Here is a 20,192-nt window from a genome sequence, read left to right as displayed (position 1 = left end):
TACAACGGCTATGAAACACCGCTAGCCATGGAGGAAAAGCTCAAAGCGGCGGCATAAACCTTAATCGGTGTCCAAAATTACTTGACCAGATCAGCTTGCCCGCGAACACCGGCGCAGCCGGTGCCAGGCTCCGCGGTGGATTCTTCGCGGGCGCGCCCGCTCCCACAAAGATTGCTGTTCGGCTTACCGGCAGCTTCGGGTCGATAGCGGACAGTGGTGACCGGCCGCAGTAGATGCCGAAGGCTACCCCTGAGCATCAGGTTCAGCGCCCCCCCTCACCACGCTCAAGGGTTCTGCCATCGGGCACGCGTCAGCGCATAGCACTTCCAGAGCTTGGGAGCGTTTGAAAGGTTCAGCTCCGCGTCATAGAGGTGCTCGGCACCCAATTTCATCGTGGCTTTCTGGGAGCGTATGTTCGTCGGCGCGATATGGAAGAACACCCTGTCGTACAGCGTGAAAGCATGCTCAACCATCAAGCGCTTGAGTTCGCGATTACTACCTCCTCCCCAGTGCTCTCTCACCAAAAAGGTAAAGCCAATGGCAATGCTGTCGCATTGATCAGGTGGTGAGTAGTAACTTGATCCACCGATCACTTTCTGCTGTTGAAGATCTATCACTGCAAGCGCCTTCCCGGTGGCTAGTAGCGTTGCGAAATAGGGCTCGAACACCTCGCGCTTGAAGCGATCCGTAGACGGGTGACCTTCCCAGATTTTCGGGTCGCTTGCTGCATCCAGCATCTCGTCAAAATGGCCTTTGGTGAGAGGCTGCAGTCTTAACGAGGGTCCTGACAGAAGCGGCTGGTAATTGAAATCCTTTTGCGTCATGGTCTGTGCGCACTCGCATACCTGATTGGTCGGCCGAGTCTACATCCACCAAAAGAACAGGAAAGATCCAATCGTGGGTGAATCCCAGGTGCCAAACTTCCGGAAGCACTGACTGTTTGCCAGGGGTCAAAGGCAGTCGTTCGCCAGTGACGGCTTCCCTGAACCCTGCATGTATTTCATACATATCTCCACCGGGTGCGATGCGATCGCCAAAGCGAGCCTTTTCACGAGCTGCCAGGCGTTCAAGGCGCACAGGTGTCGGTGTCACAACGAACGCGATCAGGTCGACATGCGCCAGTAGAGCATCACCCCAGACCATGCAGGATTACGCTGTCACCGTAAATTCGCGTTGGATTCTTCGCGGGTGCGCCCGCTCCCACATAGATTGCTGTTCTGCTTACGGGCAGTTCACCCCCTGAGAAAGTCAGTCAACCTGAATCGAAGATCTTGAGAAGCGGTGAGCCACGCTCGCTCAGTACATTCAAATAGTTGAAAGCATCTTCACTTCCCACTTGTCACTCTGGTCCAGAGCCGGGTGCTCAAGCGCATCCCCGCCGGCGACAGGGTTTTTATCGGGAACAGCGTATCGAGTACCGACTCCGGCGGGTAAATTGCCGGATTGTTGCGCAGATCAGGGGTGATGTAATCCAGCGCTGCCGCATTCCCGTTCGGGTACTTCACCGCATTGCTGATGCTGGCGATCACCTTCGGCTCCAACAGGTAGTTCAGGTACGCATACCCATTGTGCCGGTGCGGAGCGCCCTTGGGCATCACTACCATGTCCACCGCCACGGTCGAGCCTTCACGGGGAATGCTGTAGCCAATGTCCACTCCGCTGCCAGCCTGCCTGGCACTGCCCATGGCCTGTAGGACATCGCCGCTAAAACCGATGGCCACACAAATGTTGCCGTTGGCCAGGTCGCTCACATACTTGGACTGGTGGAAGTAGCTGATGTACGGCCGCACCGCCAGCAACGCCGCCTCGGCCTTCTTCAGGTCTTCTGGCCTCTCGCTGTGCGGATCCAGGCCCAATGTCTTGAGGGTGATGGATACAATCTGCGTCGGGTTGTCGAGGAAAGCCACACCACATTGGCTAAGTTTCTGGATGTTCTGCGGCTTGAACAACAAGTCCCAGGACTGCGTCACCTCGGTGCTGCCAAAGATCGCCTTTATCTTCTCCACGTTATAGCCAATGCCGGTGGTCACCCACATGTACGGGATCGCGTATCGGTTGCCAGGGTCGCTGGCCTCCAGGATTTTCATCAGCTTTGGATCGAGGTTATGCCAGTTAGGCAGTTGGCTGCGGTCCAGCTCCTCGATGGCTCCCGCCTTGATCAGGCGCGGCAGGAAGTGGTTCGACGGGCTCACCAGGTCGTAACCGCTGTTGCCGGTCATCAGCTTGGCTTCTGTGGTCTCGTTGCTGTCGATCAGGTCGTAGGTGGTCTGGATGCCGGTTCGCCGGGTGAATTCAGCCAGGGTGTCATCGGCTATGTAACCGCTCCAGTTGGAGATATTGACCCTCTCTTCGGCATGCGCCACACCGGCCAGCAAAGCCGTGGACAACAGGGCAATACACGTATGCTTGATCATGGGGTTTGCTCTCTTGTTCTTGTTTGCAAGGTAATTGAAGAATCAGCGTTCGCCCTGGGCGCGGTGCACTTCCCAGGCCATGCGAACGCTGGCGCCGAGGTCGAAGAACGGCCGTGGCGGCAGGTAACCCGGACGGGCTTGGCCAAGCACATCGCCCAGCAAAGCCGAATCGGCGCCAATAGCCATCTCCACCAACAAGCGCCCCCACAAAGTGCCGCGGGCGACACCAGAGCCATTGCACCCGGCCACGGCATGCAGACCGTCCTCGATCCGGGCGAAGTACGGCTCGCCGGAGCGGGTGCCACTGAGATGGCCACTCCAGGTGTATTCGAGGTCGTGCGCCTCGATGCCGGGAAAACGCTTTTGCAAGCCCAGCAGGTGCTCGCGCTGACGCAGCGCAAGGCCCGCGGCATCGAGGTCGTGCCGGCGGTACTCGACGGTGTTGCGAATCAACAGCCGGCGACCTGGTAATAACCGCAACGTACAGCCCCCCGGCAAGGTGGACAGCACGCCCCAGCCCTGGTCGTCGAAGAGCGGTTGCCAGTGGCTTTCAGTCAGCGGGCGGGTAATGCTGGCGCTCAGCTCCAGCGGGAAGGTACCGCTTCGCTTGAGCCCGACCCTGGGCAGAAACGCACCGACACACACCAGCACCTGGCGGGCCTGCACCTCCCCTGCTTCGGTGAGCGCTGTCCAGCCTTTGCCGGGCCTGCGGCGCAGGCCGGTGACGGCACTGTGCTCGAAGACTTCCAACTGCTCCGGCAAGCTGTCAGCCAGGCCTTTGACATAGCGCGCCGGTTGCATCAGGCCGTTACCGCCTGCGCAGTGGATGGCGCGGGTATAGAACGACGTGCCCAAACGCTGCTGCAACGGCTGGCCATCGAGGAACTGCGCCCGGGCACCCACGGCGCCCAGGGTTTCCAGGGTCTGCTCGACCTGCTGCAGATGCGCGGGCTCATGCACTGCAAAGTGATAGCCGTCCTCGCTGAATTCGCAGTCCAGCTTCAGTTCTGCGATGCGCCGACGCACCTCTTCCCCCGCCGCCACGCCGATCCGCGAAGCGATCTGGTAACCGGCGAAACCCGCCGTACCGATCAGCTCACCTGCACCTGGCAGTTCATGGCTGACCACAAACCCGGAATTGCGTGCCGAAGCCCCTTGGGCGACGCGCTGGCGGTCGAGCAGCACCATGCGTTGAGAGGGGAAGCGCCGCGCCAGGGTATGGGCAGCCGAGAGGCCGGTGATGCCGCCGCCGATGATCAGCCAGTCGACCTGCCGGACGCCCTCCAGACGCGGTTTTACCGGCGACTCACCGGCCAGGGCGATCCAGCCACAGTTGTTGTTCATTGTCCGTCACTCCTTCACAATCGATGCGCAGGCGTGATTGACCGGATAACCGCAAGCTCGCCATGTGCCTTTAATCTACGGGCATGCGGGCGAGCTTTCTAACGCTAATAATTCATCCGTCTATTCGGAATTTGCATGGATAAAAACTTTCGAGTGCCCTCACTGCAAGCGCTGCAGGCGCTGGTCCGGGTGGCTGATACCCACAGCTTTACCGAAGCCGCCCGCCAGTTGCACCTGACCCAGAGCGCCATCAGCCGGCAGATCCAGCAGTTGGAGGAGCACTACCACACCGTGCTGTTTGACCGCACCAGCCGCAAGGTTGCGCTGACCGAGCACGGCTGCGAGGTATACAAGGTGGCGGCGGACCTGCTCAAGGCCCTGCGCACATTGGAGCATCGCCTGGCACCGGCTGCCGACCGGCCTTTCCGTATTCGTATTTTCGTATCGCTTGCGGTGCGCTGGCTGTTGCCGCGGCTGAGTTCTTTCTACGCGGTTAACCCGGGGCTCACCCTGTCCATCGAGACCGTCAGCGGGGAACTGGTGGACGAAGGCGGCGATTGCGATGCCTACGTGCTGTACCTGCCTGGTGGCCTGGACGATCGCCGGCTGACACTATTGTTTGACGAATACCTGATCCCGGTGTGCGCCCCGCAGCTGAACGACGGCCGTGCCCTGCCCGGTTCGGCCGAGGCATTAGCCGGGCATTCGCTGATCCATGGTTCTACCTCACGCGCTGAATGGAGCCTGTGGCTCAAGGCGCAACAGGACCCACCTGGGCGCAGCTACCAGCATCTGCTGTTCAACCTTGACGACCTGGCCCTGGACGCCGCCGCCCGTGGCCTGGGCATCGCCATGACCGACCAGATGCTCGCCCACGACGCGCTCGCGCGCGGCGACCTGGTGGTGCCCTTCGGCGAGCCGTTAAAGACCGGTGGCGTTTATGCCTTGTGGCTACGGGACAGCGGTGTTGCGCACCCCGCCTGCCAGGCGGTGTTGATGTGGTTTGAGGAACAGGTGGAGCAGACTGTGCTATCACAATCCAATGCTGCCAGACAGCGAACAGGTGATCTGCCGGCGACCGGCCCCATCTTGCCATTTACCAAGGCTTAGGGCAGGGTCGATAGCATGGACATCTCTGCCAAGGAGTCACCCCATGTCAAAGCTCTACCCCAGTATTGACCCTGAGGGGCTGGTCGAGTACTCGGTGGTTTACACCGACCGCTCGCTCAACCACATGTCGCAGACCTTTCAAGGCGTGATGAGGAACATTTCCAGCACCCTCAAGCAGGTCTACAACGCCGAGGCTGTTGCGGTAGTCCCCGGTAGCGGTACGTTCGGCATGGAGGCGGTAGCACGACAGTTTGCCACCGGCCAGCGATGCCTGGTGATACGCAATGGCTGGTTCAGTTATCGCTGGAGCCAGATCCTTGAGATGGGCAACATCCCGGCAGCCACCACGGTGCTGAAAGCCCGACCGGTCGACCCTGGCCACCAGGCTGCATACGCGCCACCGCCGCTGGACGAGGTGCTGGCAGCCATTCAGGCACACAAGCCGCAGATTGTGTTCGCGCCGCACGTGGAAACCTCATCAGGGATCATCCTGCCCGACGACTACCTGCGGGCCGTAGGCGACGCCGTGCATGCAGTGGGCGGCCTGTTCGTACTGGACTGCATCGCCTCAGGCACGCTGTGGGTGGATATGCACAAGTGCGCCGTCGACCTGTTGATCAGCGCACCGCAGAAAGGTTGGAGCGCCTCCCCTTGCTGTGCGCTGGTAATGCTCAGTGCGTTGGCCCTGGAGCGCATCGGGCAGACGCAAAGCAGCAGCTTTGCCTGCGACCTGAAAAAGTGGCTGCAAATCATGCAGGCCTATGAACAGGGCGGGCATGCCTACCATGCGACCATGCCCAGCGATTCGCTCGCGCGGTTCAATGACGCGATGAGCGAGATGCAAGCCTACGGGTTCGCCAAGGTCCGCAGCGAACAACAGACCCTTGGCGACAAGGTGCGCGCAATGCTGGCCGGCAAAGGGTTCAAGAGTGTGGCCGCAGCCGGCTTCCAGGCCCCAGGCGTAGTGGTGAGCTACACCGATGATGCCGACATCAAGAACGGTAAGAAATTTGCCGACCACGGCCTGCAGATAGCCGCCGGCGTGCCGTTGCAATGCGATGAGCCGGCGGACTTCCAGACCTTCCGCATCGGCCTGTTCGGGCTCGAAAAACTGCACAATATCGAGCGCACGGTCAGCACACTGGAACAGGCCTTGGACGAAGTGATGGAGAACTGAGTCCTTGAATCCAGAGCAGAGCCGCCTCGAAAATGACGACACGGTGGATGGCACCGGCGTTGCCGGTATTCGCGGCTAAAGCCGCTCCCACAGGGACCGCGCCGGAGCTGCTGCTGGCGCTAACTCTGTGGGAGCAACTGTCTTGCTCAATTTCTAAAAGCTGGCGCGATCCCTGTGGGAGCGGGCTTGCCCGCGAACACCGGCAAAGCCGGTGCCAGGCACCGCGATAGATTCTTCGCGGGCATGCCCGCTCCCGCAAGGTAAGGCAGCGCTTGCCGGGTCACCTTCTCAACGCCACTCGCTGTACGGCTCCAGCGGCGTTACCGGCAAGGCCAGGTTGCCGCGCCATGGCTCGAACAGGTAGCGCAAATAGAGCATGCCGTGGCTAGGCGCATAGTCGTCGCTGTGCTGCCAGTCAAACCCTGCGCCCAGCACCCACTGGTCGCTCAATCGCCGTTCGAACAGGCCACGCAGGCGGTAGCCCAGGCCGCTGCTGTCGCTGGCTTCGCTCATGGCATCGATGTTGGAATCAAGATCATACTGCGCCAGCACTTTGCGATTGACGTGCGCATCCGGGTACAAGCGACTGCGGCCACTGTGGGCCTGGGACCAACTGACCGAACCTTCCAGCAACACCGACCAGTCGTAATTGCGCCAGGCATAGCTGACCGGCACGCCTACCGAGGTATAGCGCTGCGGGCTGTAGTAGCCGCCCTGCCCCAGGCTGTAACCGCCCAGGTCCTTGTCGTGGCGCCAGTGCATCAGGGTCAGGCCTACGCGCACACGCTCGTCAGCCTTTTCCACCACCCGATGGTAAAAACCGGCCATTGCCCGGGTGCGCTGGTTGTCGGCAACGTTTTCGCCATACAGCCAGTGATGCCCCAGGCTGGCCCAGACACCGTTGTCGCCGCCCTGGTCCCAGCTAAGGCCGAGCGTGGCGCCATTGGCCGTGACGCCTCCCCAACGTACACCGGTCGGGCGATCCCGTACCCCGGCGAAGGACAACAGCGAGTTGCTCATCGGCCGCCGGGCTGCCGTCAGCGACCAGCCAACCTGGCCCAGGTCACCGTTGACCGTTGCGCCACCCAGCCAGTTGTTGATCGCATACCCCTGGGTGGTGCCCAGGTCGAACGCCCAGCGGCTGCCCTGCCAGCCCAGCGCCAGTACGCTGCCGTCAGCGGTCTGCGCGCCGCCCGTGCAGGCAGGCAGCGACTTGCCGTCAGTGGTCCGGCCTACAAACTGGCAGCTACCGAAGTCGGGGGTGTATCCCCCTTGATCGTTCTGCTCGAACGACCCCGCGTCCATGCCAATGCGCTCTACCCGTGCAAAGGCGGTACCGCCCTGCCAAGGGGTATCGACATGCAACAGGGTCGACTGGGTACTCAGCTCGGAGGTGCCGGGCGTGCCGTCGTCCTGCCGCCAGCCGTAGTCGTGCATCAGCGTCACATGGGTATTGTGCTGGCGATACAGCGCATCGACGTCACTGCGCAGGCTGCGCGCCAGCCAGTCATCGGCGGCTTGCTCACGGCTGGCCAGGGTCAGTGCGCGGTCATCCCGTGGTGCTACGGCGGCACGGTCCAGCAACCGGGCATCGGCCATTGCGCCGGCGTAGAGGTCCAGCGCCCTTTGCGGGTCGTCCTGCACGAGCAGGCGGGCGAGGTCGCGGCGCAGCAGCGGATCAGGGCGGTCGGGCTGCATGGCTAGCACACGCTGGTAATAATCGCGCGCTTTGCCGATTTCGCCGCGCGCTGCCGCCCACTCGGCCAACAGTCTCAATTCGTCGGGGCTGGCCTGACCACGCGCCAGGCTGGCTTCCAGCATGGCTGTCGCTTCAGCACTATGGCCCTGTGCCTGCAACTGCTGCGCCGAGGCCAGGGCCAGGCGACGCTGGAGACGCTGCTCAAGCGCCTGCATGTCGACGTTCCAGGCCGCCTGCGGCACGCTGCCCAGGCTGTCCAGGGCCAAGGCGTCACGGTCACTGGACGCCAGGAACAGGCCGTGAGCATAGCGGGTTGCCGGGTCTTGTGGCTGGTGCTGCACCAGCCTGGCGAATGCCGCGTCAGCCTCGGCGGTACGGCCCTGGTGACGCAGGCTGTTGGCCAACTGATAAACCAGCCAAGGCTCATCGGGGGCCAAGGCCGTGGCCTGGCCCAGCGCGTTGCTGGCCGCCAACCAGTCTTGCCGTTGCAGCGCGGCGTCACCTTGCTGGCGCAGGCGCGCAAGCTGCAGGCCGCGGCGCAGGCTGGCGAACTGCGCTTGCTGGCGTGGCGGCAGGCTGTCGAGGTACGCCTGCGCCTTCTCGGGCGACTGCGCCTGGTACACGCGCATCAGGCCACGCACGGCACTTTCATTATCCGGCGCCATCCGCCTCACTTGCAGGAACTGCCGCTCTGCAGCGGCCGCATCGCCCTCGGCCAGCGAAACATCGGCCAGGCCCAGCAAGGCGTATTCATCTTTCGGCCGTTGCTGACGCGCCTGCAGGTACAGTGCACGGGCGCCGCGCAGGTCGCTGGCCTGCAAGGTGCGCTCTGCCTTGCCGAGCTTCGCCCAATACTGGCTGGACGACTCCAGGTCCTTCCACTGACTGATCCAGTAGGTATCCTGTTCCTTGGTGCTCGCCGCACGGAACGCGGCATTGGCGTCTTCATAGCGGCCCTGGCGCATCAGCGCATAGCCCAGGGCACCGTGCAGGCTGGCATCCTCCGGATACCGGCGCAACGCCCGGCGTAGTTGCGCTTCGGCTTCGGCATTACGGCCTTTGTCCAGCAATGCCTTGCCCCGCTGCCCCGCCTGCCAGGACGGGTCGGCCAACAGCGTTCGCTGTTGTTGCAGGTTGGCGCCGGCCTGCGCCAACAGTGGCGAAGCCGGGTAGCGCTTGATAAAGGCTTGCCAACCCGCCGCACTGGCGCTGCTCACTGCTTGCCCGGACAGGTAATCGAACTCACGCTGGGCGGCGGCATCACGTGCGCCGGGGTCGCGCGCCAACTGATCGAGCAGCGCCAACGCTTCGCGGTCACGTTTTTCACCAAATAACCACCTGGCCAGGGTCTGGCGCAGGCCAGCGTTGCCAGGGTATTGCTGGTCCAGCTGCTGTAACTGCCTGATCGCTTCGAGCCGCTGGTTTGGCAGGTTGCCGCGCACGCGCCAGTAGTCCAGGGCCAGTTCAAGGCTGGGCGGCTCAGCGGCAAACAGTTGCTCATACACCGCCAGCGCCTCTTGATTACGCCCGGTAACGGCCAGCAGGCGCGCCTGCTGCAAGCGCCGCACAGCGTCAGGCTGTTGCAACGCCAGCAGGCGGGTGGCCTGGCGCGCTTGCAGGCTACCCGGTGCCAAGGCGTTGATCCTGGCGCCCAGCTGCCCGGCCTCGGTGCTGTTCTTTTCGCGCAGCGCCAGGCTCAAGGCTGCCAGCAGCACGTCAGGGTTACGCGGCTCCAGCAATTGCAGGCGGCCCAGGGCATCACGCACCAGGTCGTCACGGTGCAACGCCTCGCCACGGCGCACCTGGTCCAGCAACCATTGGCGCTGCTCCCCGGCATCCTTGGGTTGGGCAAAAGCCTGGCAAGCCACCGTCGCCAGCATCAGCACGCCGATCATTCGTTGCATGGCGCCCTCCAGGCGGGTAACAGCCGGCCGTGCCCATCAAACCGGTAGCGGCCCTGATCCCAGCCTTGGCCGAACAATGCCAGTACCTGGCTGTAATACGCCTTGGCCTCAACGGGCTGGGCCTGCAGCCGCTGGCGCTGCGCTGCCAGGCCCGCCGCCTGCTCCGACGAAGCCGCCAGCAGTGGCAGCAAGGCTGCGGAAAACCCTGTGGGGCCATGGCCACTGGCAGCACCGCTGTGCGCATCCACCCGTTCTGGCGGCAGCCCGTCACGGGTGGTCAATGCCGCTATCGGGGTATAGTGGGCCACCAGTTCGGCACGCTGGGGCGCGTCATTGGCCAGCATGCCGACCCACAGGTAAACCCGTATGGCGTCGTAGTCACCGGCACTGCCGTGTTGCGGGTCCGCTGCCAGCTCACCCGCCTGTGTCCACAGTAGCCAGTCCGGGGCAAAGCCCTTTGGCGACGACGCCAGCCACAAGCGCCGGCTATTGGCCGCCAGCTCCCCCCACAGCGGGTCCACCAGGCTGAAACGTTCGAGCAGTTGCAACGGCAGATAGCTCGGGTTCAAGCGCGTGCCCTGGGCAGTCTCGAAGCCGTAGTCACCCGGCAGCAGCATGACACCCAGGCCAGGCAGCTTGCGCACGGTCTGCGCGGCGATGCGCCATAGCAGGCGTTGGCCTAGTTGCGTGTAGGCAGGTTCGTGCCACAACCGCCCAGCCTCCAGCAGGCTGTAGGCAATCCACAGGTCGGCATCGCTGGCGTTGTTGGCATCCAGCACCTGCCATTGCTGCCGGCCGTTACGGCCCCACAGCCAGGCAGGCAGGTGGCGGGCCAGGTCACCTTCGGCCAGGTTGTTGCCGGTCCAGCGCAGCAACTGGTCGAAGGTCGTTCGGTCATTGCCGACCAGCGCGAAGAACAACCCATAGCTCTGCCCTTCCGAGGTGGTGATCAAGCGCTCGTCGCTCGGGTCGATGACCCTGCCGTCCACACTCACCAGCTCGGCCTTGAAACGGTCCCAGGCGGGCCACGCACAGGCCGGTGCAGCGGTGGCAAGCACGGGCAGCGCGAAGCTGGCCAGCCCTACCAGCATTTGGCGCATCATCACCCCGCCTCACCCAGGCGACGCTTGCCTGCCCAGCGCAGCGCACGCCACAGCAGGAAGGCAAACAGCACCACGCAAACGGCCGCAATCGCCGCCAGCAGCACGGGGTGCTCGGACAAGTGGAACCACAACAGCAACCACCACGGCAACGTGCCCACGAAGTAATGCTCGCCAACGAACTGGCTGCTCACGCCACTGCTGCGCACCAGCGTCACCGAACCGGCTACCGCATCCAGCTTGCCGACATCGCCGAGCGTATCGCGCAGCAAGGCGTAGTCGCTGTCGCTGCTGGCCAACAGGGCAACCACGCTGCGCTGCTGGTGGAACGGCGATTTCAAACCGGTGATGGCTGCAATCGGCGCCTGCGCGCTGACGGCGACACGGCTGCTGGCTGCTACAGGCGCGGTATCGAAACGCGGGTTGCCAGCCAGCCCTGTGCTGCGGCCTTGCAGCAACCAGTCACGCTGGGCGCTCAGCAACAGGCCAAGGTTGGGCGCATCGCTCAGGGCCTCTGGCAGGGTGCCGATCAGCAACAAATCGGCGTCGGCTGCTGCGGCTTGCTTCCAGTCATCCTCCAGTTGCAGGCCCAACGCCGGGTACCCCACCTGCCCGGCAATCCCGCCAATGGTGTCAAGCAAGGTGCCCACCTGCATTGGCGTAGGTTTGGCCGGCATGATCACCAGTGTTTCGGACAAGTCGGCCATGCGGCTGAACGGGAAGCCGCTGCGGCCGAATGCGCGCAGGTCAGGCATGGCGATGTAATGGTGGTAACCGGACAGGTCGATGGTGGAGTTGTCGTCGATTGCCGCGCGCACATCCACCGGCAGGGTGGTCTGGCAACGGTCGCGCTGGGCACTGCCCAGGGTGCTGGCGAAGCTGAAATCGAAGCGCAGGCGGTTGCGGTCGCCGATCTTCAACGCTGGCACCAGCGACTTCTCGGTCAACGCAGTGCTGTCGCCAGACAATACCGCCAGGCGCATTTCTTCAAGGGTGCCGATGCGCCGGTCATTGCCTACCAGTGGCATGCTGGTGATGTACTGGTCGTTGACACTGATGCTCAGGCGTGACTCATCGGTTACCGCCGGCGCCGTGTAGCGGTACAACGTGCGCAGCGGGATGCCCTGGTTGCGCCAGACGAACAGGTCAGGCGGCAGGTTCAGCTCCAGCGTCACCGGCCGCGGTTGCAAGCCACTGACTTGCAGCTGCTCGGGGTAATCCAGCAATTCGGCAAAGCGCACTGGCCGGTCGGTGCGCGTCCAGTTGGGTGCATCGTAGGGCTTGCGCGGTTGCAAGGCAGTCATCTGCTCCACTTTTACCCGCGCACCACGGAACAGATTGTTACCCACTGCCAGCGCCGACGCCGCCTTGACCAGGTCTTCATCGTTGCGCCCCAGCACCAGCAGCACTTTGCTCCAGCGGTCGTCAGGGTGGTCGATCATATGCAGTACCGGGCCGTCAACCGGCGGGAACTGCTGCAGGTCGGCGAGGAACGCCGGGCGGCGGTCGTTGCTGGCGAACACGATGCTTGGCTGTGGCGTGCCCGCCCTCGCTGGCAGGCGGTTGTACAGCACCGGGAAGCTTGCCTTGCGCCAGCCGGCCTGGCTGCCGAAGTACGACGCCAGGATCGCCGCCGCACGTTGCTCGACCAGGCTCGGCACGCCGCTGAACACCACGGGCAGCTCTACCTTGCCCGTGTCACGCGCATCGAAGAACGGCAGCGGGAAGTACGCCAGGTCGTTTTCCAGCGCCAGCGCCTGCTCGTGCAACTGCACCTGGCTCTTGCGGTTCAGGTTCAACCACAGGCCGCTGTGTGCCGGGTCTTCACAGATGTCGGTGTAATGCCCGACAAACTCCAGGCGTACCCGATTGAAATCGCTGAGCAGCTTCGGGTCCAGCGGCAGTTCACGGCGCACGCGCTGACCAAGCTGCTCCTGCGCCACGGGCACCACGCCCATCAGTTCGTCATTGAGGTAGACGCGCAGGTGCGACAGGTTTGGCAGCAATGCTGGCGAAGGCGTGTAGTCCAGCTGCAGGCTGGCGTCGGTGGCCAGGCGGTCGCGACGGACGCCGAACTCGATGTTTTCACTGTTGCGCACCCCCAGCAGCAGGCTGTCGGACGCATGCCCCAACTGCTCGAAGGTTTTTGTCACCGGCCAGTTCGGTACGGCTGGCTCGGCAGGCGGGGCTACAGAGGCGGCAGTGGCACTCTGCGACAGGCCAGCCAGCAGCGCCATCGCCAGGCTCCAGGTACGCGCGTAATAACCAGTCATTGTGCGTCTCGATCAACAAGGTTCAAGGAAGGGGCAGCCCGCGGTGTGCGGGGCCAGTAGCTGGCCAGCCAGAGCGCCAGCGTGCGCAGTGGGCGCAGCCACGCGCGCACCCACGGCGGCGTGTGCTCGACCAGGCGCAGGTAACCGACACCGCCCAGCTTCAGCACATCGATCAGGCTGCGCAGCGGGCGCTCGACCTCATGCTGCTCGTTCCAGCCAAGCCAGGCGTCGGCACGGGCAAAGGTGCAATGCACCAGGTCGATGCGCTGCTGCTGGTCGAGGTCGTGGAACACCAGGCCAACGTGCTGCCCAACCGTGCGGGTGACACGGGCCTGGAAGGCGAATTCGCGCTGGCCACGGTTGAGCAGCAGGCGCACCTGCTCCCCGGGTTGCAGCGCAAGGCCTGCGTGCAACAAAAGGCCGACACCGCCATCGGAGTAATCGACCAGGGTGCAGGGGTAGGCATGACCGCTGGCCAGCACCAGCCCCGCCGGCAGGCGCATCTGCACCCGGTGGGCGCGGCGCACCTGGCGCACCTCGGCGGCCACGGCAACGGCAGCGCCAATGATCAGCAGGTTGTAGATCACCCACAACGAGCTGACGATCACCGTGCCGATTTCTGCCGCCGGGCCGGTGAACAGGCGCCATACCGCAAAGCCCAGGCCAGCCACGTTGAGTGCCGCCAGCCACAGGTATGGCTGGGCGATACGCCAGTCGAACTGCTCCTGCTCCATCAGGCCGCCCTTGGCGGTAACGTTGAACTTGCCCTTCTTCGGCGCGAACAGCGCGACCGTGGTCGGGCGCGCGATGTACCAGGCCAGCACGGTCTCGTACACCTCCCCCCAGAAGGTTTGCCGGTATTTGCCCTGCATGCGCGAGTTGGTCAGGCTGGCGTGGATCATGTGGGGCAACACATACAGCAGGATCATCAGCGCGGGCGCGTAGATGATGTAGGCATGCAGCAACAGGAACGCCAGTGGCGCAGTGAGAAACACCAGGCGCGGCAGGCCGGCCAGAAAGTGCAGCATCGCGTTGGCATAGCACACCCGCTGGAACAGGCTCAGCCCACGGCCGAACAACGGGTTGTCGGTACGGAAGATCTGCACCATGCCGCGAGCCCAGCGAATGCGCTGACCGATGTGCGCCGACAGGCTCTCGGTGGCCAGGCCCGCTGCCTGCGGGATGCTCAGGTAGGCCGACGTCCAACCTTCGCGGTGCAGGCGCAAGGCGGTGTGGGCATCTTCGGTGACGGTCTCCACGGCAAAGCCGCCGATGCTTACCAGCGCGGTGCGGCGCAGCACCGCACACGAGCCGCAGAAGAACGCCGCGTTCCACATGTCGTTGCCGTCCTGGATCAGGCCGTAGAACAATTCCCCTTCATTGGGGCGACGGCGGAACGAACCGAGGTTGCGCTCGAACGGGTCGGGCGAGAAGAAATGATGCGGCGTCTGCACCAGCGCCAGCTTCGGGTCCTTGAGGAACCAGCCCACCGTCATTTGCAGGAAGGAACGCACCGGCACGTGGTCGCAGTCGAAAATCGCGATCAGCTCGTTGCCGGTCACGCCCAGCGCATGGTTGAGGTTGCCGGCCTTGGCGTGCTTGCTGTCGGGCCGCACGATATAGCCCACCCCTACTTCGTCGGCGAACGCACGGAACGCGTCGCGGCGGCCATCGTCGAGGATATAGATGCGCAGGCACTCGCGTGGCCAGTCCAGGCCCAGGGCCGCCAGTACCGTGGTACGTACCACCGACAGATCCTCGTTGTAGGTGGGAATCATCAGGTCGACGGTTGGCCAGTGCTGCGGGTTGGCTGGCAGGTTCGCCGGCTTGCGCTGCAGCGGCCAGCTGGTCTGGATGTAGCCCAGGATCAGCACGAACCACGAGTAGGTTTCGGCCGCCAGCAGAATCACCCCGCACACAAGGTCGGTGGTGTCGTTCCAGTTCAGGGTGGCGGTGTAGCGCCACCACAGGTAACGGCAAGAGATGATGGTCGACAGCACGATCAGCATCAGCGTCGGGAAACGCCCCGGCATGTGCCGCACCAGCATGGCGATGCCCAACAGCAGGCAGATGAACATCAGCTGTGCCATGTAGCCAAAAGGCTCGGTCACACACAAAAGCGCCAGGCCGATCGCGCAGAGCGTGAGCACGCCGTAGAAGATGCGCCGGGCGAACACGCTCAAGCCGCGCAGGCGTGCCGAGGCCGCACGCCTGAAGGCACTGCCACGGTAGCGCGCGGGTACGCGCTGCAAGCTGCCAATCAACAGGCTGCGGCAACGGCCTGCAACCTGCCGCGCATGCCGCAGCCCAGCACGCACGATGGCCGAGACACGCTGAAAGCCCCCCGGTTGGCGTTGCGCCGGCTGCCGCCGCAGTAGCAGCCAAAGGCTCTGGATCAACAACCGTAACGGGTCCCCCAGGCTCGGGCGCTTGCCCGCCAGTTGCGGGTACAACCGCCGGCGCTCGGCCAACAGTGCCTGCCAGGCGGGCGACTCCAGGCGCAGGAACAGAAATGCCAACCATACGCCGAGGGTAAACAGCCAGGCGACCGGCAGACGCGCGCCGTGCGCCCTGAACCCGGTGTACGCCGACAGGGGGTTGAAGATCACGGCTGGCGCCTCGTCAGGCAGCGCACCGCCAGGCTCTGTACATCCCGGCAGGCCAGGCTTTGTGGTGCGTAGTGACCCAGCGGGGCCTTGCATGCCAGCGCTTCGGGAAACGCCTCGTCACGGTGTACCACCTGGATCGGCAAGCGATCACGGAACAGGTCGCGCCATACCATCAACAGGTCGCTTTGCAGGCGGCTGGCCGGGTCGTAGCGGTTGACCAGCAGCATGTCGTAACGCTCGACTGGCTGGCGCCCGAGCAGCAGATGGCTGGCCATTTCGGCCTCGGCCACCAATACCTGCACATCGGTCTCGATGCCGTGGCCAACGACCTCGGCCGGCAGTTGCGGCAGGTCGAACAACAACCAGTCGAAGTGCTCGGCCAGCTCGGCCTGGCGCGCGCGCCAAGCCTGCGCGTCAGGCATCGGTGCCCGCACGCCGCCAGGCAGGTTGCCGAACGGCAACAGGCACAAGCCATCGAGCACTTCATACACGGCATCGCCAAACGGCCGCCCTTCCCGCTCGGCCAGCGCCCAACCCTCCCGTACATCCAGCGGCAGGTTGAAGTGCAATCCAAGCATGTTGCCTGGGCACAGGTCGATCAGCAGCACGCGCTCGCCCACGCCCTGCAACGCATAGCCCAACGCCGCCAGCAAGGCGCTGCGCCCAAGGCCACCGCGCACGCCGTGCATGGCCAGGCTGGTCATGGCGATACCTCTTCATGCTTGGGCCTGGCCTTGTTCAACGTACCTTGGGTGTTGGCCCGGCAGCTTTCACCCAGCAACGGCCAGCGCTGCAACGCCTGCTGAACCCCTACCAGCATGGAAATGTCCTGGTAGTTGAGGTCTGGCATGGCCAGGTGCTGGCGCAGCTGGGCGATATCGTCGCTGCGGTCGGACGGGTCTGCCTTGCCAGTGTTCATGGGCGCTCCTCGGGAATCGGCTGCCAGTCGGGCTGGCCTTGCAGGCGCATGTAGCTGCGCCCCTGATAGTTCACAACCTGTGCCCCGGAGGTTTCCGCCACCTGTTCGGTGGTTGGCAGGTCGGTCAGCAGGCCGGGCACATCCAGCGCCTGCTGCTGGCCCAGGCCGGCGTACACGCGTGAAACGAGCTCGGACAGTGCCAGGTAGCTGGTCGGCGCCGTGACCCGCAGCGGCTCAATGCGCGCAGGCTGCCCCATGCCGATGAACTTCAGGCCCACCGGTACATGGGTGATCGACGGCGTGGGGATTTCACGCATGCCGGAAAGCTGCATGCGGTCGCCATGCAATGCCGCGCCGTGCTCCGGAACAATGGCCACGACCACACGGCGGCCACTGCGCTCCAGTTCGTCGAGGAAGGTGCCCAGTTCGCCGAACAGGCGGTTGGCGCGGGTGGCGTAATCGGCCACCCGGGTGCCGCCATCGGCGGTGACGATACGGTTGCCGTCATGCAGGCTGATGCTGTTGTAGAACAGCGACACATGCTCCGCCGCGCTCCCCTTGCGCTGCCCCCACCAACGACGCAGTACGTCCAGGTCGCTGGCAATCGGCGAGCCGTCGAAGCCGACCAGTGCACGCGGGAAGTCGGTGTTGCGCATGCCGGGCTGCGGCATCTGTTGCCGGGTGATGTCGCCGATGAAGTTGTCGAAGTGGCCACTGTGGTTGAGCAAGGTATTGCTCTGGAAACCGAGCTTGGCCAGGTTCTGGAACAACAGGCACTGTTCCGGCGCACCCTGGTAGAGGCCCGCGTGGGACGACTGCCCGCAGCTGGCACGCAGCACACGGATTGCCGCCGGCCCGCTGTACGAGGTGGCCGAGTTGAACTGGTCGAAGATCACGTCGAGCCGGGAGAACAGCGGGTTGTCACGCAGCCCGACGGCCGACAGGTCATCCCAGGCCAGCGAGCAGATGTTGATCACCAGCAGGTCGAACGGTTGTTCATCGGCTTTAGGCGCCGGGAATGCCGTCACCCGTGCCTGCTCGCGGGTGAAGAACTGCTCAAGCCAGCTGTCGAGGGTGGCATTGTCGGCGCTGGCGTGCACCGGTTCGGCCGTGGCACTGGCGGTTGCGCTGGGCACTTGGCCCGCGCCCGGCAACGGCAAGCTACCGATGGCGAGCCACACCAGCCCCAACAGGCTCAGGGTGCTCAGGCGCAGCCAGTGGCGCAGGTACAGGTACCCCACCAGCAGCAGGGCCAACGCACCCACCAGGTTCCAGTTGATGAAGCGGCCCAGCAGCTCCAGCAGGTAGTCCCACGAAAAGTCGAGCACCCCCGGCTGTGCCAGCAGGCGGCTGAAGGGTGGGAACCAGGTGTCCTGATAGAACAATGCGACGCCGATCGGCACCGCTAGCAGCTGCCGTGCAACCCGCAGCCAAGTGCCCGGCAGGGGCACCAGCAGAAACGCCGCGAACAACAGGTTCGGCAGCACCTGGAAGTCGAGCATGCCAAGGGCGACCAGCAGGAACTTGGCCAGGAAATAGAGGTTCCACCCTCCCAGTCCAGGCCAGCGGGCCAGTACCGGGAGGGTGGCGGTGGTATTAGTCATTGCGGGGTTCCTGGCGTACGGCGCGATGGCGTACGCCCAGCGGTTTCAGGTAACGGGGAGGAAGGCGGCGGCGCAACCAGCCGAGCAACGCGTTGCGCAAGTGCAACACCAGCAGTGCCAGGGCCGTGGTGACCAGCGCAGTCATGCCGATCACTTGCAGCAGTTGTACAAAGTTCATGGCGCACCCCGCTTGCCCAGAGCGACCCGGCGTGGCGTCAGGGCCGCCCTCGATTGCCCGGGTTGTTGGGCCAGTGCACCCAGCCGGGGCGGCTGTGGTGAATCACTTTCGAGGAAGGCCGGGGTACCCAGGCTGTCGACGCTGGCCAGAACCTCCTGGCTGATGAACAGCTCTTTCCACGACAGCTGGAAGATGTGGTCAAGCGCTTGCTCGATACCTTCGGACCGGCAGGCGAACAGAAACAGGAACAACACCTCGCCAACCACACAGGCAATGTCGCCATCGCGGCGGAACACCGTGCGCGAGCAGGCCTGCAATGGCGTAAGGCCGGGGGCCGGGCGCAACACCAGCAACTGGTGGACGATTTCGCCATTGCGCACGCCGTGCCACATGGCCTGCACGGCGCCGGCAAACACACGCGGCGCCACCAGCCCGCACACGGCCAACGGCCGCAACCGGGCAAGCAGGGCATCGAAATCGACGGGCAGGTGCCGACGCCAGATGTAACCCTGGATGCTTTCGACCATGGTCAGGAAACGCGACAGGCTGGCACCGAACGGCACGATCTGCGTGGCCCCGCAGGCCAGCAACAGTTGCTCGTCCTGGTAACGCAGGGTCGGTGCCATCTCACGCACCACCAGCTTCAAGGCATTGCCACGCAACTGGCGCAGGCGGTGCAGCTCACGCGCCAGGCTGTCCAGGCGCTGCCCGCCATCCATGGCAAAAATCACCGTAGCCGACACCGCACGGCTGGCCTTGGCACTCAGCTCTTCAAGGCTTTCGCTGACCTGCCAGTGTTCGGAAAAAGCGGGTGCGCCTTCCAGTACCGGGCGCTGGGCCAGGTACAGCAGCTCGTCGCCACCGGTGTCGGACGGCGCCTGCGCTGCGCCGTTAACGGCAAACCCTGCGTCAAGGCGCGTCAGCGCCAGGTCCCGGGTACCGGACTTGCCCAGCGGGTTGCTCCAGAAATGCTGCAGGTACCGCAGCCCACCTTTGCCGCGGTACAGCTGGGCCAGCCCGTCCACGCCCTGGTTGAACGCGCCCAGGCTTTCGACCAGCCCGGCACCCTGCCCGCTGCTGATGACCAGCAACAGCGCACCTTCGGCCAACAACGCCGGGCGCAGGGTATCGCACCACTGGACGACGTTATCGGCCGCCCAGGTTTCGGCGGGCATGAGCAGAATCAGCGCACGCCCAGGCGCGTCGATACGTGGCAGGTCTTCGACCAGGCGCAAGGCGGATTGCGGGTTGGCCTGGTAAAGCGCGAGTTCGGCCGGCCCTTGCGCTGCATCAAGCGCACCCGGCACGTCAGCCAGGGTTTGTGCGTCGGCAATCAGGGCGGCCCGAACCTGCTCGGGCATGCCCGCGAGCACCTGGCGGCACAGTAAAGTGGCATCCTCGGTGGTATCACACGCCAGCCAGTACAGTCCTTGTACATGAAGCTGGCTGCTTTCGGCACCCATGCCGGAAATAGCCAACAACGGCATTCCATTCGTCAAAACAGTGGCTCTAATTCTAAAAAATTGAAACGGCTTCGAAAGATGATGCGCGATTGCTACAGACTTTTCCTGACGCATGTCAAAAAAACGGCAAACAGCACACTTGCACCAATTTAGTGCGTCAATTCTACAGCATTGAGCCAAAAAAATGTCAACAGGAAATGTAATGAATTGCAAAGTTATGTGTTGATCGCCCTTTGCCGGGCTTTCTGACGGACGAAAAAATGCCCCCGCAGGCTAATGCCAGTCAGTTAAGCAATTTTGGGCCGCGTTGCGGCCCATCGCCGGGCAGCCCCCGCCCCCCCGGGCAGCCCCAGGGGTGTGTTGAGTGGAAAAGGGGTGGGGGGGGGGGTGGGGGGGCT

At 63.9% G+C, this 20,192-nt stretch carries 14 protein-coding genes and 1 pseudogene; 2 read left to right on the top strand and 13 right to left on the bottom strand.

All coding sequences use genetic code 11. The features are described 5' to 3' along the window. Positions 1-284 precede the first annotated feature (284 nt). From ACIQUI_RS20880 to ACIQUI_RS20865, 4 genes and pseudogenes are all read right to left on the bottom strand, one after another. A complete protein-coding gene (locus ACIQUI_RS20880; protein ID WP_403202317.1) occupies positions 285-824 on the bottom strand; it encodes a GNAT family N-acetyltransferase in 540 nt (179 codons plus the stop codon). Then, positions 742-1,149: pseudogene (locus tag ACIQUI_RS20875) on the bottom strand (hypothetical protein); the annotation flags it as partial. The pseudogene ACIQUI_RS20875 and the gene ACIQUI_RS20880, both read right to left, overlap by 83 nt. A gap of 176 nt (positions 1,150-1,325) precedes the next feature. Further along, on the bottom strand, positions 1,326-2,414 hold the full coding sequence (locus ACIQUI_RS20870; RefSeq protein WP_403202314.1) for a polyamine ABC transporter substrate-binding protein: 1,089 nt from the start codon (positions 2,412-2,414) through the stop codon (positions 1,326-1,328). A 42-nt stretch (positions 2,415-2,456) separates the two neighbouring features. Beyond that, the gene (locus tag ACIQUI_RS20865) at positions 2,457-3,758 is read right to left on the bottom strand and encodes an NAD(P)/FAD-dependent oxidoreductase (RefSeq protein ID WP_403202313.1); all 1,302 of its coding nucleotides are present in this window, start codon (positions 3,756-3,758) and stop codon (positions 2,457-2,459) included. Between the two features lie 135 nt (positions 3,759-3,893). On the opposite strand from ACIQUI_RS20865, the gene ACIQUI_RS20860 reads away from it, so the two are divergent. Then, a complete protein-coding gene (locus ACIQUI_RS20860; RefSeq protein WP_403202310.1) occupies positions 3,894-4,868 on the top strand; it encodes a LysR substrate-binding domain-containing protein in 975 nt (324 codons plus the stop codon). A 43-nt stretch (positions 4,869-4,911) separates the two neighbouring features. Next, positions 4,912-6,045: an aminotransferase class V-fold PLP-dependent enzyme gene (locus tag ACIQUI_RS20855; RefSeq protein WP_403202308.1), complete on the top strand. Its 1,134-nt coding sequence runs from the start codon at positions 4,912-4,914 to the stop codon at positions 6,043-6,045. A gap of 288 nt (positions 6,046-6,333) precedes the next feature. On the opposite strand, the gene ACIQUI_RS20850 is transcribed toward ACIQUI_RS20855, so the two are convergent. Genes ACIQUI_RS20850 through ACIQUI_RS20810 form a run of 9 tightly spaced genes read right to left on the bottom strand, consistent with a single transcriptional unit; the run spans position 6,334 to position 19,818 of the window. Continuing rightward, a complete protein-coding gene (locus ACIQUI_RS20850) occupies positions 6,334-9,648 on the bottom strand; it encodes a cellulose synthase subunit BcsC-related outer membrane protein (RefSeq protein WP_403202306.1) in 3,315 nt (1,104 codons plus the stop codon). After that, positions 9,636-10,751, bottom strand: coding sequence for a cellulose synthase complex periplasmic endoglucanase BcsZ (bcsZ, locus tag ACIQUI_RS20845; protein WP_403202303.1), 1,116 nt, complete (start codon positions 10,749-10,751; stop codon positions 9,636-9,638). The genes ACIQUI_RS20850 and bcsZ overlap by 13 nt, the downstream gene beginning before the upstream one ends. Further along, a complete protein-coding gene (gene bcsB, locus ACIQUI_RS20840; protein ID WP_403202302.1) occupies positions 10,751-13,021 on the bottom strand; it encodes a cellulose biosynthesis cyclic di-GMP-binding regulatory protein BcsB in 2,271 nt (756 codons plus the stop codon). Before bcsB ends, bcsZ begins: the two co-directional genes overlap by 1 nt. Next, positions 13,018-15,630: a UDP-forming cellulose synthase catalytic subunit gene (bcsA, locus tag ACIQUI_RS20835; protein WP_403202300.1), complete on the bottom strand. Its 2,613-nt coding sequence runs from the start codon at positions 15,628-15,630 to the stop codon at positions 13,018-13,020. Before bcsA ends, bcsB begins: the two co-directional genes overlap by 4 nt. Continuing rightward, on the bottom strand, positions 15,627-16,334 hold the full coding sequence (gene bcsQ, locus ACIQUI_RS20830) for a cellulose biosynthesis protein BcsQ (protein ID WP_403202299.1): 708 nt from the start codon (positions 16,332-16,334) through the stop codon (positions 15,627-15,629). Before bcsQ ends, bcsA begins: the two co-directional genes overlap by 4 nt. Beyond that, the gene (gene bcsR / locus ACIQUI_RS20825; protein ID WP_403202296.1) at positions 16,331-16,549 is read right to left on the bottom strand and encodes a cellulose biosynthesis protein BcsR; all 219 of its coding nucleotides are present in this window, start codon (positions 16,547-16,549) and stop codon (positions 16,331-16,333) included. Before bcsR ends, bcsQ begins: the two co-directional genes overlap by 4 nt. Beyond that, positions 16,546-18,153, bottom strand: coding sequence for a cellulose biosynthesis protein BcsG (gene bcsG, locus ACIQUI_RS20820; protein ID WP_403202293.1), 1,608 nt, complete (start codon positions 18,151-18,153; stop codon positions 16,546-16,548). Before bcsG ends, bcsR begins: the two co-directional genes overlap by 4 nt. Next, positions 18,146-18,331, bottom strand: a complete 186-nt coding sequence (gene bcsF / locus ACIQUI_RS20815) for a cellulose biosynthesis protein BcsF (protein WP_403202291.1) — start codon at positions 18,329-18,331, stop codon at positions 18,146-18,148. The genes bcsG and bcsF overlap by 8 nt, the downstream gene beginning before the upstream one ends. Next, positions 18,328-19,818 carry a BcsE family c-di-GMP-binding protein gene (locus ACIQUI_RS20810; protein ID WP_403202289.1) on the bottom strand — a complete coding sequence of 497 codons (1,491 nt, stop codon included), beginning with the start codon at positions 19,816-19,818 and terminating at the stop codon, positions 18,328-18,330. The genes bcsF and ACIQUI_RS20810 overlap by 4 nt, the downstream gene beginning before the upstream one ends. Positions 19,819-20,192 lie beyond the last annotated feature (374 nt).

It is taken from the genome of Pseudomonas sp. NPDC090592 (genome assembly GCF_044769185.1).
In the GTDB taxonomy this organism is placed as follows: domain Bacteria; phylum Pseudomonadota; class Gammaproteobacteria; order Pseudomonadales; family Pseudomonadaceae; genus Aquipseudomonas.
The sequence above is the reverse complement of the archived record's forward strand: the minus strand, read 5'-3'. Positions and strand labels throughout refer to the sequence as shown.

Bases quoted from the DNA above. Each gene is read 5' to 3' on its own strand.
- ACIQUI_RS20880 (WP_403202317.1), bottom strand. From the start codon at position 824: ATGACGCAAAAGGATTTCAATTACCAGCCGCTTCTGTCAGGACCCTCG.
- ACIQUI_RS20870 (WP_403202314.1), bottom strand. From the start codon at position 2,414: ATGATCAAGCATACGTGTATTGCCCTGTTGTCCACGGCTTTGCTGGCC.
- ACIQUI_RS20865 (WP_403202313.1), bottom strand. From the start codon at position 3,758: ATGAACAACAACTGTGGCTGGATCGCCCTGGCCGGTGAGTCGCCGGTA.
- ACIQUI_RS20860 (WP_403202310.1), top strand. From the start codon at position 3,894: ATGGATAAAAACTTTCGAGTGCCCTCACTGCAAGCGCTGCAGGCGCTG.
- ACIQUI_RS20855 (WP_403202308.1), top strand. From the start codon at position 4,912: ATGTCAAAGCTCTACCCCAGTATTGACCCTGAGGGGCTGGTCGAGTAC.
- ACIQUI_RS20850 (WP_403202306.1), bottom strand. From the start codon at position 9,648: ATGCAACGAATGATCGGCGTGCTGATGCTGGCGACGGTGGCTTGCCAG.
- bcsZ (WP_403202303.1), bottom strand. From the start codon at position 10,751: ATGATGCGCCAAATGCTGGTAGGGCTGGCCAGCTTCGCGCTGCCCGTG.
- bcsB (WP_403202302.1), bottom strand. From the start codon at position 13,021: ATGACTGGTTATTACGCGCGTACCTGGAGCCTGGCGATGGCGCTGCTG.
- bcsQ (WP_403202299.1), bottom strand. From the start codon at position 16,334: ATGACCAGCCTGGCCATGCACGGCGTGCGCGGTGGCCTTGGGCGCAGC.
- bcsR (WP_403202296.1), bottom strand. From the start codon at position 16,549: ATGAACACTGGCAAGGCAGACCCGTCCGACCGCAGCGACGATATCGCC.
- bcsG (WP_403202293.1), bottom strand. From the start codon at position 18,153: ATGACTAATACCACCGCCACCCTCCCGGTACTGGCCCGCTGGCCTGGA.
- bcsF (WP_403202291.1), bottom strand. From the start codon at position 18,331: ATGAACTTTGTACAACTGCTGCAAGTGATCGGCATGACTGCGCTGGTC.
- ACIQUI_RS20810 (WP_403202289.1), bottom strand. From the start codon at position 19,818: ATGCCGTTGTTGGCTATTTCCGGCATGGGTGCCGAAAGCAGCCAGCTT.